This is a genomic window from Desulfosporosinus sp. FKA (assembly GCF_002196785.1).
Classification (GTDB): Bacteria; Bacillota; Desulfitobacteriia; order Desulfitobacteriales; family Desulfitobacteriaceae; genus Desulfosporosinus; species Desulfosporosinus acididurans.
In genome coordinates, this window is the sequence record NZ_NAHZ01000013.1 from 25955 (window position 1) to 42090 (window position 16136).

Sequence of the window (16136 nt, forward strand, 5' to 3'; positions counted from 1 at the left end):
CCTTGACGCATTTATATCCCAGCAGAACCTTACGTTTCGCAGTACTATTTAATTGGACGAAAAATTTGCCTAAAACACTTCAAATTCTTCCCAAAACTCTATGCCCATTTTAATTCTCAGGTCTTAATTTTTTCTAAACAACTTCTTAACAGTTTATAAACACTACTTCTCATGGGGGCTTGGAGACCGGTTTTTGATTCCGCCATTGCCGTATCTTCAGAAGAGAAAGGAATTTCAAAACAAATACACTACAATTGGCATATACTGGTTATTAAGGGAGGTGCCAAAATGTTTCTTGGAAGAAATCGAGCGTTAAATCAAGGCGGAGAACTCGGAGGCACAGATGCGGGAGGTAATACTGAGTTCTTAAATCAGTCTAATCGAGCGATGCCTTACGGTATGCAACGCTTCTTAGCTAAAAAAGGGATTAACTCCTATGAGGACCTTGGGAGCAGATTTCAATCAGCTCCGCGAATGCCTTTTAGAAGGGCACGTTAATGGTTACTGAGATGATTAAAAAACAGCCCCCTCATTGCGAGGGGGCTGTTTGCTATGACTATGGCTATGACTATGGCTATGGCTATCGCTATCGCTTTAACTTCAATAGGACATTATCCGCTGAAGACTTCGGTGTAATATCAATGATTTCGCCAGAGGCAAAGTGATTGTGACTGTTATTCTTGTTAAAACTTCGGTTATGTTTTCTTTTCCAATAAAAACGTAAAACCCCTATTGTTCCGACCAGAAGAACACCCATTAATAGAATTCCCATGGTGAAAGCAGCCATTGTAATGACAAAGACCAAAATCGCCAAATACCAAAGAGCTTTATAAAATTTTGCCATATATCCTCCTTTTAGAGACAATGTAGTGAACTATTCTACATGTACGGCAGTACCAGAAGCACTAACCATCAGCATACTGCCATTTTGACCAATCACTTCGTAATCCAAATCGATTCCGACGACCGCATTAGCCCCTATTCGTGCTGCCCGATCTTCTAACTCTTTTAAAGCTACACTTCGCGCATCCTGCAGTTTCTCCTCATAAGCACCTGAGCGTCCGCCAATAATATCCGTAATACTGGCAAAGATATCACGCATAATGTTGGCACCCATAATAGCTTCTCCGGTTACAATACCTAAATACGAGGTAATACGATGTCCTTCAATAGACGGGGTTGTCGATAAAATCATAGATCTTCCCTCCCATATCATAATCGTTTATCTCATTGCCGGAGCTTTAAATTTTAGCACTCTTTAAGATTTTAATGGCGTAAGGCAATCTTTTGAAACATCACCAAAAGACCAACACACAACCTATAAATTGAATCAAGCTGGAGATTAGCTTCTGCAGTCTCATCGAAAAATACATTTAATTTTGATTCAATGTCCTCTGTTGGTTTAGTGTAACAAAGGAGTAAAGGAACTTTAGGCAAGGGATACAAGGCAAGAGAAATATCTGCTTCAAAACTTGTCTGAACAGGTTTGCCGCTGAAAATATGAATCATATCTTCAATCAAGTCTGGGTGGTCATCGGTTAGCTGTTTTAACGGCTTTTCAAACCGTTGCTCGAAGAAAGCAATCCAAACAGTCTCTTTACTAAGTTCTCTGAAAGGAACCCATTTTCCGCTAGGGGCTTTCCCGGCACTATAAATAACATAGTTGAGCAAAGGCACTATTACCCAGACATTAATATGGCAATCCGAGATAACCATTCCCTCAGAATCAACGTCAAAATCCTTTCCCAAACATTTAATGATCAGCTTATCTCCGGATAGAGCAGCCCCTAACCGTTCTACTGATGCAGGAAAGTTTATCTTACCGATTTCTTTTTTCAAAGGTACGAGAACTTGCTTCAATTGCTCTTCCGGGGTCGATTGGCGGACGATTTTTCCTTCTAATTCCTCTATAAACGTCCTCTCTAAATGAGGACATCCAGTAAGACGTTTTTCTCCCTTGATTACTGCTGCAGCAAAAGCAAGACAGGTCGCCAGGCCGCATTGTCTGCAATTCGATCTAGGGAGGAATTTGTAAACTTCCAAAGGATTATCCAGTGACATGTAATTTGCCACCCCCCTATTTTGAAACGCTGCATAAGTTCTTCTAAGACGTTATTTTATATTTTTACTTGTTTAAGAACCTTAAGTGATAAAATCTTGGCTCTTAGACTCATTCAGCTAAGGCTGAACATTGGGGGTCTACCCCTTAAAGCAAGGTATAGGAACCACTCTCACTTGAAATGGGAGTCTTACGATTCGGCAAAATCAAATGATTAATCTTCTAATTCTAATGCTGTTTCTAAGGCTATTTCAATCATATTGCGGAAGGTTTTTTGTCGCTCTTCGGAGGTTGTAATTTCATGCGTTATAAAGCTATCGCTGACAGTCATTATCCCAAGTGCCCTGACGTTAAATTTGGCAGCTAAAGTATAGAGGGCAGCCGCTTCCATTTCCACTGCCAAAACTCCAAACTTAGCCCATTGCTTCCAATCATCAGGTTCATCCCCATAAAAGGTATCCGTGCTTAATATATTGCCGACACGAACAGGGACCCCCAATTTCTGAGCATTATTATAGGCTTTCATGAGTAAGGAAAAATTAGCGGTCGGAGCATAATCCATAGTGTTGAATCTAAGTTTGTTCATGTTGGAATCAGTTGAGGTACTCATTGCCAGAATGACATCCTTAAGATGAATATCCTCCTGCATAGCACCACAAGTACCGATGCGAATTAAATTCTGAACTTTAAACTCTGTAATTAGTTCATTGACATAGATTGAGATTGAAGGCATTCCCATTCCTGTTCCTTGAACAGAAACTCGTTTTCCTTGATAAGTACCTGTAAATCCGAACATGCCTCTTACTTCATTATAACAAACAACATCCTGAAGAAAGGTCTCTGCTATGAACTTTGCTCTCAAAGGATCGCCGGGTAAAAGAACGGTCCTTGCAATCTCGCCTTCTTTAGCGCCAATATGTATACTCATAAACGTCACCTTCCTAAATTAAACAATTTTGATCAATCCTATTTTATCCTATTCAATGATGTTCTGTCCACTTTAATGAAATAAGCCCACCAAAAGGCGGGCTTATTTCTAAAATCTAATCCAAAAATTTTCTTCATTTATCCTCTAAGAAACTATAGGCAGTACGTTCCTAACTGCACTTGGAAAGAAGAAAAAGGTTCCCTCCGATTATGCTGTCCCGGAGGGACAAAGAGGATATACATGAAAAAGACTTAAGGACATATGTCCTTCCGCCTTATTATACAATATTCATAGGGATTTGTATTGGTTTGCTTCGTGGTAAGTTTTAGGTAAAGGCCCTGGAGGGGTTTTAACCCTCTGCGTTTGCACCACTGCGTGGTGCAAACGCAGAAAAGGCCACCAAATTAGTGGCCTTTCTTTTAACTGATATATCCCGCAAAGTCCCCCCCAGAATTAATGGATAAACGGCTCTGGATTAATTTTCAACATACTCACTAAAAGAAATATAAACCAAATCAAGTTAGGTTAGCAAACTAATCTCGACAAATCCTCCACTACTTCTGATAAAATGTGTTTCGGAAACAATCCTCTGAAATCTCGACCTAATTTCCCAGCAGAATCAATGACTTACTGATTACCAAAGAAATTTTATGGGACTAACGACAACAGAGTTACGGGGGAGGAACTTTGCGGGAAAGCTTTCTTAAAAGAAAAAACTACCTTCTTACTAGGTAGTTATCAATTCAACGAATTCAGCACCCATTAAAACCGCAATGCTGAAAACCTCCGAAGAATCGAAACTTTACCTAGCATGCCCTAACAAGAACTAAACTGAATTTTTTTATTCATTGACTATAATTTAATTATAATCATATTTTATTTCTTGTCAAGTACCTTATTATACCAGAGTTGTATGATTTAGATAAAGTTTCCGCCGTCCACAACAATCGTTTGCCCAGTTACAAAGCCGGCATGGGCAATAAGTGCGTAAACAACTTCGGCGATATCATCCGGGGTAGCCACCCGTCCGAGGGGAGTACCGGCTGCAAGATGGGCGATATGTTCATCCTTACCTGCTACCCAACGCGTCTGCACAATTCCCGGAGCTACAGCATTGACCCTAACCTCAGGAGCTAAAACACGAGCTAAAGATTTATTAATGCTGACAACGGCAGCCTTGGAGGCTGAATAAGCAATAGAGCTGCCTAATCCCGTCAGACCGGCAATGGATGCCATGTTGACGATACATCCCCGAGTTTTCTTAAGTTCCGGGGCGGCAGCACGGGAGCAGAAGAACGTTCCTTTAACATTTACTCCCATAATGTCGTCCCAATATTCTTCTTTTAAACCTTCTAAATCAGCATGATCTACAAAGTGAGTCATACCGGCATTATTCACAAGAATGTCTAATTTCCCAAAGTCGTTAACAACCTTCCTGATCATTAATCTGACGTCTTCATCCTTTGCGATATCGGCCCGGTAAGTTAGACAACGAACTCCCAAACTTTCGACCTCGGCCTTTGTCTTTAAGGCGTCATCTTCCGAACGGGAATAATTAACGGCAATCTGGACACCGGCTTTAGCAAGAATCAGGGCGATTGCTCTCCCGATTCCCGTACCACCGCCAGTAATTAAAGCTATTTTTCCTTGCAACATTTTAATTCCTCCTCTGCGTCTTAGTTCTGTATTATAGAAATCTTAAATATTGAATTCTAGTATAACGCACCCTCTAAAACTGTACAAGTTTAACCGGAGTCTCTTACCCAGAGCTTAGGATTCCAAAAATCATAAAACAAATCACTTTCCTGGTTTGTCGTCTAAATCTTGAACTAATGTTTAACCTTCAGTTCATCATTCCCGCTTTCTTATACAACTCATAAAAGTGATGAGTCGGTCCAACACCTTTGCCAATCTCTAAAGAGTGTTCAATCGCTGCAGTAATGTATTCTTTAGCACGAGAAACAGCTTCGTCAAGAGAATAGCCCAGGGCAAGGTTAGAAGTTATAGCTGAAGAAAGAGTACAGCCGGTTCCATGGGTATTCTTTGTCGCAATTCGTTTTGAAGCATAATACTCGAAGCCTTGACCATTATAGAGAATATCTGTTGAATCATCCTCCAGGTGTCCGCCTTTAAGAAGAACATTCTTAGCTCCCATTTGGCGAATTATTTTAGCAGCCACTTCCATCTGGGGAAGATTATGAATTGACATTTTCGTCATCACTTCTGCTTCCGGAATATTAGGTGTTACGACGGTCGCTAAGGGTAAAAGCTTACGAATAAGCGTCTCCTCGGCTTCTGGATTTAACAAATGGTAACCGCTTTTTGATACCATGACTGGATCTAGCACAACGTTCTGCGGAGAATAGTTTTTTAGAGATTCGGCAATGACCTCAATAGTGGGAATTTGAGAAACCATGCCGATTTTAAGACCATCGACCTCAATATCTTCAAAAATCGCCTTAATTTGAGCTGCTATCACTTCTCTGGAAATATCTTGAACGGCAAAAACTCCTTGTGTGTTTTGAGCCGTGACGGCGGTAATAACGCTCATGCCAAAAATGCCATGTGCGGAAAAGGTTTTGAGATCGGCTTGAATTCCTGCTCCACCACTACTGTCTGAGCCGGCAATTGTAAGCGCTTTTTTCATTGTTCTCCCCCCATGATTTTTCATCTAATCGTGAGACTCCCACTTCTACAAGTGGGAGTGGCCCCCGTTCTCCGCTTCGGTGGGGGTAGAGTCCCCCACCGAAGCCCCGATGTTCAGCTTTAGCTGAACGAGTTCACTCTTTCATATAAAAAGAGCCTATCTCCAGAATAGGAGTTAAGCTCTTAATTATTTAAACCGAAAGAGTAACTGCTTACCTACGCTGGCATTATCCAGATCAGGTTTATAGGGTCCTAGACTTTCCAGGGTCTAAATCTCAGCCGGCCTCTTTCCAGCTCCCCCGCTCTATATGTTTTTTAAAACTTAACACGCTCGAAATCGAAAGTCAACTCTTTGAGCTCGGTCAAACCATGATTTTCGATTTATTTGAAAGCTACAGAGACACTTGATCGTCCATGACCGGCGGTAGACCTGAAGTATTGCCCAGAGGTTTAGCGGAACAACCGCGTAAGTGAATGGACGAAACCTGGAATGCGAAGGTGTTGAAATCACAAATATACGAGATAAACAACGAAATGTCTTTTAAGTGTGTTATTGTAATTATAGATTTAAACTTAGGAGGCATTTTAATGGGAGATCCTTTACTTATGACTTTAATAGTTCTGGCAAGTATTTCGTTACTCTTACTTATTCTCTTACTCTTTCGCTCTTCTCAAAATTCAATGAACCATTTCCAGGGAAAATTTGAGGTATTGGAGAAGGGCCTTGAACACAGCGAGCGCTTAGTTCATGGTGAAATCTCTAAAAATCGCGAAGAATCAATGCTCAACGCACGTCAGGTGCGGGAAGAGCTAAGCCAAACGCTTCATTCCTTCAACGATTCAGTTTTGACGCGTATGGCGGAGATTGCTTCCCTCCAGCACAATCAGTTGGATATTTTTTCAGATCAGTTAGGCTCGCTAACTAAAACCACTGATTTAAAATTGGAACGACTGCGTCATACTGTCGAAGAACGGCTTACACAGATTCAACAGGATAACGCCCATAAATTAGACCAGATGCGCGCCACCGTCGATGAGAAACTCAGCGCTACCCTTGAACAGCGACTGGGAGAATCCTTTAAATTAGTCAGTGAGCGGCTTGAAGCTGTCTATAAAGGGCTCGGGGAAATGCAGACGTTAGCCTCCGGTGTTGGAGATTTAAAGAAAGTCTTAACCAATGTAAAAACGAGAGGCATTATGGGTGAGATTCAACTGGGGAATTTACTTGAACAAATCCTTACTCCCGAACAATATGCAACCAATGTCCCGACAAAGCTCGGAAGTAATGACCGCGTTGAATTTGCCCTGAAATTACCGTCACGGGATGATCAGGATAGTATCCTTTGGTTACCCATTGATGCCAAATTTCCCTTGGAGGATTATGAACGATTGCTGGAAGCACAAGAACAGGTAAATGTCCCGCGGGTTGAAGAGTTGGCTAAATCTCTGGAGAATCGCCTTAAGTCAGAAGGTAAAAGTATTCATGATAAATATATCGATCCACCCCACACAACGGATTTCGGCATCATGTTTCTGCCTATTGAAGGCTTATATGCCGAAGTTTTGCGGCGCCCAGGTTTATGTGAATTCCTGCAGCGCGAATATAAGGTGATCATCACCGGTCCAACGACCCTCGCTGCACTTCTTAACAGTCTACAGATGGGCTTCAGAACCTTAGCCATTGAAAAACGATCGAGTGAGGTTTGGAACCTCTTGGGTGCTGTCAAAACGGAATTTGGAAAATTTGTGGAGATCCTTGAGAAAACCCAGAAAAAGCTTCAAGAAGCAAGTAATACTATTGATTCGGCAACGAAAAAATCACGCACGATTGTACGAAAGCTAAAAACTGTTCAATCGTTGCCAGTAAATGAAACAAACCTTTTATTAGATCAGAATGATATTGTAGAAGATTAATTAGATTTAATGCTGTCGGTTTCTTTTTAAGAATTGACAGCTTCTTTAATCTCTATGGATAATTTTATCCAATCTTTAGGGAGCCGTTGCATAGTGAACTCGTTCAGATAAAGCTGAACTTCGGTGCTTCGGCGACGAAAGTGTCCTGGGGATAGTTTCGCTGAAAGCGCCTATCACTTAACAAATGCCTATCACGCTGAAGGATGGACTCTACCCCCACCGAAGCAGAGAACAGGGACCACTCCCACTTATTGAAGTGGGAGTATAACCCTGCATGTCAGTAGAGGATTCCAACCACTATTTATGGCAGGGTTTTGTTTAACCCTAACTAATAAATCTTGCTCGATTCCATAACTCATTATATTCCCCCTCGAATTGAAGGAGCTCTGTATGCGTCCCCTGTTCAATTACTCTTCCGTTGCCGAGCAGCATAATCTCGTCCATGCTCTCTAGACCTAAGATGTTGTGAGTTATCAATATTATTGTTCGCTCCTCCAGAAGATGAAAGACTTCCCTTTGCACCTCGCTTTCAGTAAGCGAATCAAGGCTTGCAAATGCTTCGTCTAGAATTATGAGCGGTGCATTCTTTAGTAAGACACGGGCAATAGCTAAACGCTGCCTCTGCCCGCCGGAAAGTTTTAAACCTCCTTCACCGACATAACTATCATAGCCTTGGGGTAAGGACAGGATGAACTCGTGGAGCTGGGCCTGTTGAGCAACCTCAATCAGTTCCTGATCTGTGGCCGATGGTTTGGCCAGAAGAAGATTTTCCTTAATCGTTGCATTAAAAAGATAGGTCTGTTGAGAAACGACTGCGAATAAGTCCCTCAGTCGTTCTAAATCATATTCCGGCAACGAATGTTCAGCCAAGAATATTTTGCCCTTCTCAGGTTCCCAAAATCTTAAGACAAGGTTAATGATACTGGTTTTGCCCACTCCGCTCGGTCCAACGATTGCCGTTTTGCTTCCCTCTGAAATGACCAAAGACAGATCTTTTAGAACCCAAGGTTCATCTTGGTTATAACGAAAACTCACATCTTGGAAACGTAAATCCAAATTATTTCCTGGGGGAAGAAGATCGCCCTTGTCATTTAGCTCGTGTTTGTTCTCTATTAGCTCTAACAAACGATCAGCCGCCGCAAGGTTTTCTTCACAATAGTTAGGGAGCATGGCTAGGGGGAAAATTGCTTCGAAGCTGCTTAACGTTCCAAGAGCCAACATTCCTAAGTCAACTCCCTTTAACCTCCCTGCTTCCACAAGCAGAATTCCCCAGACAAGGACAGACAGCATGCCAAGATTGGCAATCAATCCCATCAGTGATGAGGAAAGTGCTGAAAGCTTCACGAGTTTACGCTCATGCTCGATTATCTTGTTACTTGTCCGTTCAATTTTGTGCAAGTGTTTACTGACCTGATTATAAGATAACAGTTCGGTCATTCCCAACAGGCCGTCAGCAACTTGGGTATTTAATTCTGCTTTAAGGGAGATAATCCGAGTTGAGATACCCCTCCCCAGTATCTTAATTAACCAAGGCAGTAATAGACCTGCCATTAAGAAACCGGCAGCAAGAATATAGGAAAAACGAATATCGAACCTCGCTAAAAAAACTCCATATCCAAGCAAAACCAGGAAAGCTACCAGAGGCGGAGCAAAAACTCGAAGATAAAAATTCTGCTGTGTCTCCACGTCCCCAACAATTCGGCTTAAAAGATCAGCACTGCGGTAGTTGCTTAAACGAGCCGGAGCAAGGGGCTCTATTTGTTCATAAAACGTTACCCGAATTCGGCTTAAAACACGAAACGTCACATCATGGGACAAATAACGCTCCAGATAACGGAAGACAGCGCGCGATAGCCCGAAAAAGCGCACTCCTACGATGGTTACCATCAAATCCAGAATGGGAGGATGCAGAGCAGCTCGAGCCAAAAGATAAGCGGACGCAGCCATTAAACCAATATGACTGGTAACAGTAAACACGCTTAAGACCAGGGCTAACAGTATTCTTGGCCAATAAGGAATCAGCAAACGAACTAACCAGATTAGTCTTTTCATAATGAGAGCCCTCTTGCTTTCTGAACAAGCTGATAATACAGCCCTCGTTTGATCATTAAACCATCATGGTTTCCCTCTTCAACGATGCGGCCTTGATCCAAGACAAGAATTCGATTTGCCTGCCGAATGGTATTAAGCCGATGAGCGATGATAATGGTGGTCTTCCCTTGAGCTAAATTCCAGAGAGCTTCCTGAACAGCCTTTTCACTCACGAGGTCTAAAGAAGACGTCGGTTCATCGAAGATAAGCAGCGGAGGATTTTTTAAAAAAATCCTCGCCATGGCAATTCTTTGAGCTTGACCTCCACTTAAACGATACCCACCCTCACCCAGGATTGTGTGGTACCCGCGGGGAAATGTCATTATAAAATTGTGAGCATTGGCGCTCTCCGCCGCCTTGATGATCTCATTCATAGTCGCTTCGGGTTTTCCGAGAGTAATATTCTCTAAAATGCTGCCGGCAAAGAGATAGGGATTTTGAGAAACATAGCCAATCTGTTCTCGCCATATATTGGGTGAGATGGCCTGAAGCAACTCTCCGTTGACAGAAATTTGACCTTCTGAAGGCTGAATAAAGCCCATTACAAGTTGAACCAAAGAGGTCTTCCCTGCCCCGCTGGGGCCGACAAGGGCAATAGTTTCCCGGCAATTCAAAAATACAGTGATATCTTGTAATGCCGGAGTATCCTCCTGCTCGTAAGTTAAGGTAACATGGTCAAACTTAATTTGATAATCGTCTGCCAAAATCCTTGAATGGCGGGTATCGGAATTAGGCTCGATGCTAAGATTTGGCTGAGGAACGTTTAAAATCTCAAAAATTCTGTCAGCAGCATTTACTCCAGATAGTCCAGCATGAAAATTTAAGCCAAGTGTTCTTAAAGGAGTATAAAATTCAGGGGCCAGCAATAAAAGGAACAACCCGGAAGAGAAAGAAAGTGTACCGTAAACAAGTCTTAAGCCAATAGCGACGGCAACAAGTGCAGTACTCATTGTCGCCAAAAATTCAAGAACCAGAGCCGATAAAAAGGCAATTCGCAGCACACTCAGTGTCGACTCTCGAAAGGATTCACTGACCCTGGCAATAACTCTAATCTGATCTTTAGCCCGTCCAAATAGTTTTAAAGTAGTGATTCCGCGCAAGATATCCAGAAAATGTCCGCTCATCCAACTCAAACGCTGCCACTGCTGTAACGACTTTTTCTCAGCTAATTTGCCAATCATCACCATAAAGATGGGAATCAGAGGTCCTGTTAAAAGAAGAATGCTCCCAGATTTCCAATCCAAGGGAAAAACAAAGGCTAAGATGATCAGCGGGATACCGACCGCTATCAGAAGCTGAGGCAAATATTTGGCAAAATAATCTTCAAGAGCATCTGTTCCGCCAACAATAGTTGAGATGACTTCGCCGCTCTTTTCTCCCCGAACATAAAAAGGACCTAAAGCAAATATCTTTTGCAGCAATCGCTGCCGCAAATCGCTTTTAACACGCAAGGCTGCTTCATGGGCACATACTTCGCTTGACCATTGAAAGAGAGCCTTAACGACGACAATGGCCAAAATTAAACCCAGAGCATGGTCAACAGCTTTAAAGGGCGCCTTAGCAAGAAATACTTTAGCGACAATCTGAGAAAAATACCAAGCTTGGGCAACGGCCAGGAGTGAAATTCCGACACTCAGACCAACGGTAAGTATAAGGTACCCCTTCACTTGCCTCCCTTCATTTATTAATCGCTTATCAAACATGCCATTCATCTCCTAAACCTTAGCATGACTAGACGAAAAAATGAGGGCTTAGTTTTCCAAGGCATTCACAGTCGAAGTAAAAGTGGAATCCTTGGAGAACAGGCCCTCAGGCTTATTTTTAATAATGCAAGTCTTTTTCAGTAACCCGTTTACGGAAGACCCAATAAGTCCAGCCTTGATAAAGTAAGACGATAGGCACCATGGTAAACGCTACGATGGTCATGATTTTCAAAGTATAAGGACTGGAAGAGGCATTATAGATTGTCAAACTCCAATTCGGATTTAAACTTGAAATCATAACGTGAGGGAAAAGTCCCCAGAACATTGCCACAGTAAATAAGAGGATTGTCAAGCCATTCAGGACAAAAGCAGCTTTCACCTTTTGCGAACGCAAGAAGACATTGGCAAGTACTAGAGTAATACCTGAGGATAATAAGGTGATTCCGGCGCCCAGGCTGGAAAATAGTCCTGTTTGGAAGTACGTGCATCCTGCCATGATTAGGACAATAACAATGGCTAATAAGCCAACACTTCGGGCTGTTTTCGCAGCTTTTTCAGCCATTTTCCCTGTAGTTTTAAGGCTAAGAAACAAAGCACCATGAAAGACGAATACAAAAAGTGTCGTTAAACCGCCGATAATTGTATAGGGAGAAAGCAGATCAAAGAACGTTCCGACATATTGCATCTTCGCATCAATGGGTACTCCCTTAATGAGATTTGCTACAGCAACTCCCCAGAGAATTGCCGATAAAATACTCCCCGTGAAGATTGCCCAATCCCAAGAGGTACGCCAGCCGGCGCTTGAATGACTGCTGCGAAACTCAAAAGCCACTCCCCTTATGATCAAGGCCACTAAGACTAAAAACAAAGCAAGAAAAAAACCGCTGAATAAGGTAGCATACCAATTGGGAAACGCTGCAAATATAGCTCCCCCTGCCGTAATCATCCAGACTTCATTGCCATCCCAATGGGGACCGATGGTATTAATAATTTGACGGCGATCCACATCATTCTTTCCTAGGATAGGCAAGAGTATGCCTACGCCAAAATCAAATCCTTCGAGGAAAAAGAAGCCGACAAACAATACAGCGATTAAGATAAACCATAAACTATTTAAGTCCATAACGACGCCCCCTTCATTTCATGATTCAGTGCCTCCGGGCTTGCCTCTTCAGGACCTTGTTTGATAAATTTAACGAGGAGATAAACATCGGCAATAGCTAAAATCGAATAGATCAGTGCAAAACCGATTAGGGCTATGAGCATTGACGCCGCAGGTACGGAAGTCGAAACAGCCGCGTCCACTTTTTGCAGACCATAAACAATCCAGGGCTGACGACCGACTTCTGCCATATACCAACCCGAGGTATTGGCAATATACGGAATGGGAATTGTAAAAAGTAAAAGCTTTAAGAACCAAGTCTTTTGCTCTAAGCGTTTTGATTTATAGAAATATAATCCTAAAAGAGACATTAAAACCAGCCACATACCGGCCGCAAGCATAATTCTAAAGCTCCAGAACAGAGATGTTACGGGCGGAATATAGTTTCCCGGTCCATATTGCTGCACATCGGCAGCCTGAAGTTCATTAATTCCTTTAACCTCCCCGGTAAACCTATCATAAGAAAGAAAACTCAACATGCCGGGAATTTCAAGTTGAGACGTATTTTTATGCCCTTGTTCATCAATAGAAGCAAATACTAGCAAGCCGGCAGGATTTTCAGTTTCCCAATGTGCTTCCGCAGCAGCCATCTTCATAGGCTGAACCTTAACAAGATACATACCTTGTAAATGCCCAATACCGGCAACTCCGAAAGTACTAATTATTCCAAAAACTATGGCCATATGAAAAGAGCGGCGAAATACGTCCAAATGGTTCTTTTTGATTAGATGATAAGCACTAATTCCCATGACGAAAAAGGCAGCAGTTACAAAACCGCTTAAGACGGTATGAGGAAATTGATAGAACACATGGGGATTGGTCACTAAAGCCAGGAAACTTGTCATTTCGGCCCGGCCATGACGCAAAGCATAGCCTACAGGCTCCTGCATAAAAGAGTTGGCAATTAAGATCCAAAGTGCTGACAAATTCGAGGATATAGCTACCAACCAGATACTAAGCAAATGTACCTTTTTGGGCAATCTATCCCAGCCAAAAACCCATACACCTAAAAAGGTTGATTCCAAGAAAAAAGCTAACAAGGCTTCAACGGCTAAAGGTGCCCCGAAAATATCTCCGACAAAGCGGGAATACTCAGACCAGTTCATACCGAATTGAAACTCCTGAACCAAGCCCGTGACAACACCCATGGCAAAATTGATCAGGAATAATTTACCCCAAAACTTAGTCATTTTTTTATAGGTTTCATTGCCTGTTCTTACGTACCAGGTCTCCATCAGAGCAACTAAAACTCCAAGCCCTAAGGTCAGGGGTACGAATAAGAAATGATAAGATGTTGTAACTGCAAACTGTAATCTAGATATTATTAGTTGAGTCATCACTGCACCTCCGCTTTCATTTTTAACTCAAACTACGTCTATTTAGACATAGGGTTCTTTTTTACACAATTTACCACCCCATTTCTTATCCTTCATTGATAACTGACATTTTGTAAGATAAGTCCGTTGATTGAAGTTTGATTAGTTTGTGGATAAACTGGATTAACTGAATCAGAGTGAAGTACGTTTGCTTATGTATATGTATTATTTACTTTATTGTTATTATACTAATTATAAATAAATTCGTCAACAGAGATATTGTCGAAGAATTGTTGACAGCGAGGAATGGAACCACTCCCACTTGTAGAAGTGAGCTTCTGACAATTGGATAAATAACTAATGCCTAAGCCAGCCTGGAATTCCTAACTGACTTAGGCATATTAGTTTTTAACTATTTCTCAAATTATTTATAGCCTTGTGCTTTAAAGTAATTCTTCTCAATAACAAGATCTGCTAAATCTATTCCTGTTATTTCTTGATTTTTCTCAGTCTCGGAGGAGGCTTGTCCTACGTATTCTTTATTAGCTAAAACAGCAAAATTCTTATGCGTATTTAAGAGATTTCGTCCAAAGGCAGTGTTTTGATACGTTTTTTCACTAATACCCATTAAAGAAGCTATTGTCGGCAGAGTATCAATCTGGCCTCCGGTAATTTTTAGCTCTTGCCCCTTCATTCCTTTATGAAAAATAATCAGGGGAATTCGTTTGCTGTCATCAAGCCACCAGCTTTCTTGGGGCTGTACTTGCTTAACTTCATCATCATAATATTTATGAACACCGGTATGATCACCATAAATAACCACTACGGAATTGTCCAAAACTCCTCGTTGGTCCAAAGTATTCAGGAACTTTCCAATCTGTTCGTCGGTATAATGGACACTTTGGAAATATCCCCCCAGCTTCGATTTGTTTAAGTTATCACTTAACTTGAGAGTTCGATATTGAGCGGGCAGATCAAACGGATTGTGACTCGTCAAGGTGACTATAAAATTGTAGAAAGGCTGTTTTTCATTTTCGATAATTGGTGCAATTTGCTTTAAGTAGCTTCCATCGCTGATCTCTAAGCCAATTTTCTCAGTTTCCTTAAAATGAGAAGAATCAATAGTTTTTTCAAAACCTATAGACTTCAGAGCGGGCATCCAATTCCAATAGGACCCCTTGTCGGGATGAATAGCTACCGTTGCATACCCTTTATTGGCCAACATTTTGGGCAAAGAATTATAGGTATTATTGGGAAAGCGGAAAAACGTAGCCCCTGTTCGGATAGGGTAAACGGAAGTGTTGGTCATAAGGTCGGCATCGGAGCTCGTCCCATTATTCACTTGTTCATAAAAATTAGAGAAATATAAGCTGTTTGCTAGTAATTTATTTAGGTTAGGTGTAATTTCCTGTCCATTAATTTTTTGCTTAATGACAAAATTCTCAAGCGACTCTACTTGAATCACGATAAGGTTCTGATTGGCAAACCTACCGAAATATTGATTTGGCGGCAGATTTTCTTGCTTTTCCTTAAACCAATTCTTGATTTCAGCGGTTTGCTGTGGGGTAATCGGCTGGATATTTTTATTTTTGTAAAAATTATATAAATCAAATGCATGATAACCTAAAGGCGACAAATTGGACATCGTTTGGTTCGGAGACCAAGATACTCTAAACAACATTGTCTTGTTGTTTCCATGTAGATCAAGTTGATAATGCTGATAATAGATATACGAAATGGGCAGCAGCAATGTCAGTAAAAAGGCAATTCCGCTTCGAGTCCTATGGAGATAAAGTGTTTTTTTACCAAAGCCAAGGGTAAGATATACTATAAGATCTATGATCATAAAGATATCAATAGGACGAAGCATAGAAATTATGCTGTTTGATAAATTATCAAGATTCGTAGTCTGACTAAAGATATAGGGCGAAATAAAACTATTAAATCCACGATAGTACATTAAATCAGCGATTAATAAGAGGGTTATAAGGCTATTGCAAAACTGCAGGAACCAAAAGCGTGCCCGCCCTCGGAATAAAAAGCTAAAGCTTAGCGGAATCAAAATCATGGAAATATAGACAAGGATCGGCGGAGGTGAACTAAAACTAAAGAATGCCTTCATGAAGCTGAATTTTGAGGAATCATCATTATTAACTAAGCCTAGAAATAGAACAAACTTTAATAAGATTGTCAAAACCATGAAAAAAAGTAAAATGTTGTTTTTCAGGAACTGCACGAGTCCAAATCTCTGTCGTTTTTCGAAAAAACCCCGAGTTTGAGATGGCGGCAAATTCAATGGATTGTAGATCAATGGTTC

At 41.5% G+C, this 16136-nt stretch carries 13 protein-coding genes and 1 riboswitch; of the genes, 2 read left to right on the forward strand and 11 right to left on the reverse strand.

What is annotated here, in order from left to right:
• Nucleotides 1-288: 288 nt before the first annotated feature.
• Nucleotides 289-498, forward strand: coding sequence for a hypothetical protein (locus B5771_RS02810; RefSeq protein ID WP_047810628.1), 210 nt, complete (start codon nucleotides 289-291; stop codon nucleotides 496-498).
• 88 nt (nucleotides 499-586) lie between these two features.
• Here B5771_RS02810 and B5771_RS02815 read toward each other — a convergent pair whose 3' ends face one another.
• From B5771_RS02815 to thiD, 6 genes are all read right to left on the reverse strand, one after another.
• A complete protein-coding gene (locus B5771_RS02815; RefSeq protein ID WP_088186156.1) occupies nucleotides 587-844 on the reverse strand; it encodes a hypothetical protein in 258 nt (85 codons plus the stop codon).
• A gap of 30 nt (nucleotides 845-874) precedes the next feature.
• Nucleotides 875-1195 (reverse strand): heavy metal-binding domain-containing protein, encoded by a 321-nt coding sequence (locus B5771_RS02820; RefSeq protein ID WP_047810626.1) that lies wholly within the window; start codon nucleotides 1193-1195, stop codon nucleotides 875-877.
• Between the two features lie 71 nt (nucleotides 1196-1266).
• Nucleotides 1267-2061: a DUF3786 domain-containing protein gene (locus B5771_RS02825; RefSeq protein ID WP_088186158.1), complete on the reverse strand. Its 795-nt coding sequence runs from the start codon at nucleotides 2059-2061 to the stop codon at nucleotides 1267-1269.
• 212 nt (nucleotides 2062-2273) lie between these two features.
• Nucleotides 2274-2987 carry a purine-nucleoside phosphorylase gene (deoD, locus tag B5771_RS02830; protein WP_088186160.1) on the reverse strand — a complete coding sequence of 238 codons (714 nt, stop codon included), beginning with the start codon at nucleotides 2985-2987 and terminating at the stop codon, nucleotides 2274-2276.
• Nucleotides 2988-3905: 918 nt separating this feature from the next.
• Entirely contained in the window at nucleotides 3906-4643 is a 738-nt protein-coding gene (locus B5771_RS02835) for an SDR family oxidoreductase (RefSeq protein WP_088186162.1), read from the reverse strand.
• 187 nt (nucleotides 4644-4830) lie between these two features.
• Complete coding sequence (gene thiD, locus B5771_RS02840) at nucleotides 4831-5634, reverse strand: bifunctional hydroxymethylpyrimidine kinase/phosphomethylpyrimidine kinase (protein ID WP_088186164.1); 804 nt, start codon at nucleotides 5632-5634, stop codon at nucleotides 4831-4833.
• A gap of 194 nt (nucleotides 5635-5828) precedes the next feature.
• Nucleotides 5829-5944, reverse strand: a riboswitch (TPP riboswitch).
• A gap of 277 nt (nucleotides 5945-6221) precedes the next feature.
• Between thiD and rmuC the strand changes: the two genes are divergently transcribed.
• Entirely contained in the window at nucleotides 6222-7547 is a 1326-nt protein-coding gene (gene rmuC / locus B5771_RS02845) for a DNA recombination protein RmuC (protein WP_088186166.1), read from the forward strand.
• Nucleotides 7548-7871: 324 nt separating this feature from the next.
• Here rmuC and cydC read toward each other — a convergent pair whose 3' ends face one another.
• The 5 genes from cydC to B5771_RS02870 form a co-directional block, all read right to left on the reverse strand.
• Nucleotides 7872-9599 carry a thiol reductant ABC exporter subunit CydC gene (cydC, locus tag B5771_RS02850; RefSeq protein WP_088186168.1) on the reverse strand — a complete coding sequence of 576 codons (1728 nt, stop codon included), beginning with the start codon at nucleotides 9597-9599 and terminating at the stop codon, nucleotides 7872-7874.
• A complete protein-coding gene (gene cydD, locus B5771_RS02855; protein ID WP_088186169.1) occupies nucleotides 9596-11341 on the reverse strand; it encodes a thiol reductant ABC exporter subunit CydD in 1746 nt (581 codons plus the stop codon). Before cydD ends, cydC begins: the two co-directional genes overlap by 4 nt.
• 118 nt (nucleotides 11342-11459) lie before the next feature.
• On the reverse strand, nucleotides 11460-12464 hold the full coding sequence (cydB, locus tag B5771_RS02860; protein WP_088186171.1) for a cytochrome d ubiquinol oxidase subunit II: 1005 nt from the start codon (nucleotides 12462-12464) through the stop codon (nucleotides 11460-11462).
• Nucleotides 12455-13840, reverse strand: a complete 1386-nt coding sequence (locus B5771_RS02865; protein ID WP_088186173.1) for a cytochrome ubiquinol oxidase subunit I — start codon at nucleotides 13838-13840, stop codon at nucleotides 12455-12457. The genes cydB and B5771_RS02865 overlap by 10 nt, the downstream gene beginning before the upstream one ends.
• A gap of 403 nt (nucleotides 13841-14243) precedes the next feature.
• Entirely contained in the window at nucleotides 14244-16130 is a 1887-nt protein-coding gene (locus B5771_RS02870; protein ID WP_242966712.1) for an LTA synthase family protein, read from the reverse strand.
• Nucleotides 16131-16136: the final 6 nt, after the last annotated feature.

Bases quoted from the DNA above. Each gene is read 5' to 3' on its own strand.
- B5771_RS02815 (WP_088186156.1), bottom strand. From the start codon at position 844: ATGGCAAAATTTTATAAAGCTCTTTGGTATTTGGCGATTTTGGTCTTT.
- thiD (WP_088186164.1), bottom strand. From the start codon at position 5,634: ATGAAAAAAGCGCTTACAATTGCCGGCTCAGACAGTAGTGGTGGAGCA.
- cydC (WP_088186168.1), bottom strand. From the start codon at position 9,599: ATGAAAAGACTAATCTGGTTAGTTCGTTTGCTGATTCCTTATTGGCCA.
- B5771_RS02835 (WP_088186162.1), bottom strand. From the start codon at position 4,643: ATGTTGCAAGGAAAAATAGCTTTAATTACTGGCGGTGGTACGGGAATC.
- deoD (WP_088186160.1), bottom strand. From the start codon at position 2,987: ATGAGTATACATATTGGCGCTAAAGAAGGCGAGATTGCAAGGACCGTT.
- B5771_RS02865 (WP_088186173.1), bottom strand. From the start codon at position 13,840: ATGACTCAACTAATAATATCTAGATTACAGTTTGCAGTTACAACATCT.
- rmuC (WP_088186166.1), top strand. From the start codon at position 6,222: ATGGGAGATCCTTTACTTATGACTTTAATAGTTCTGGCAAGTATTTCG.
- cydD (WP_088186169.1), bottom strand. From the start codon at position 11,341: ATGTTTGATAAGCGATTAATAAATGAAGGGAGGCAAGTGAAGGGGTAC.
- B5771_RS02820 (WP_047810626.1), bottom strand. From the start codon at position 1,195: ATGATTTTATCGACAACCCCGTCTATTGAAGGACATCGTATTACCTCG.
- B5771_RS02825 (WP_088186158.1), bottom strand. From the start codon at position 2,061: ATGTCACTGGATAATCCTTTGGAAGTTTACAAATTCCTCCCTAGATCG.
- B5771_RS02810 (WP_047810628.1), top strand. From the start codon at position 289: ATGTTTCTTGGAAGAAATCGAGCGTTAAATCAAGGCGGAGAACTCGGA.
- cydB (WP_088186171.1), bottom strand. From the start codon at position 12,464: ATGGACTTAAATAGTTTATGGTTTATCTTAATCGCTGTATTGTTTGTC.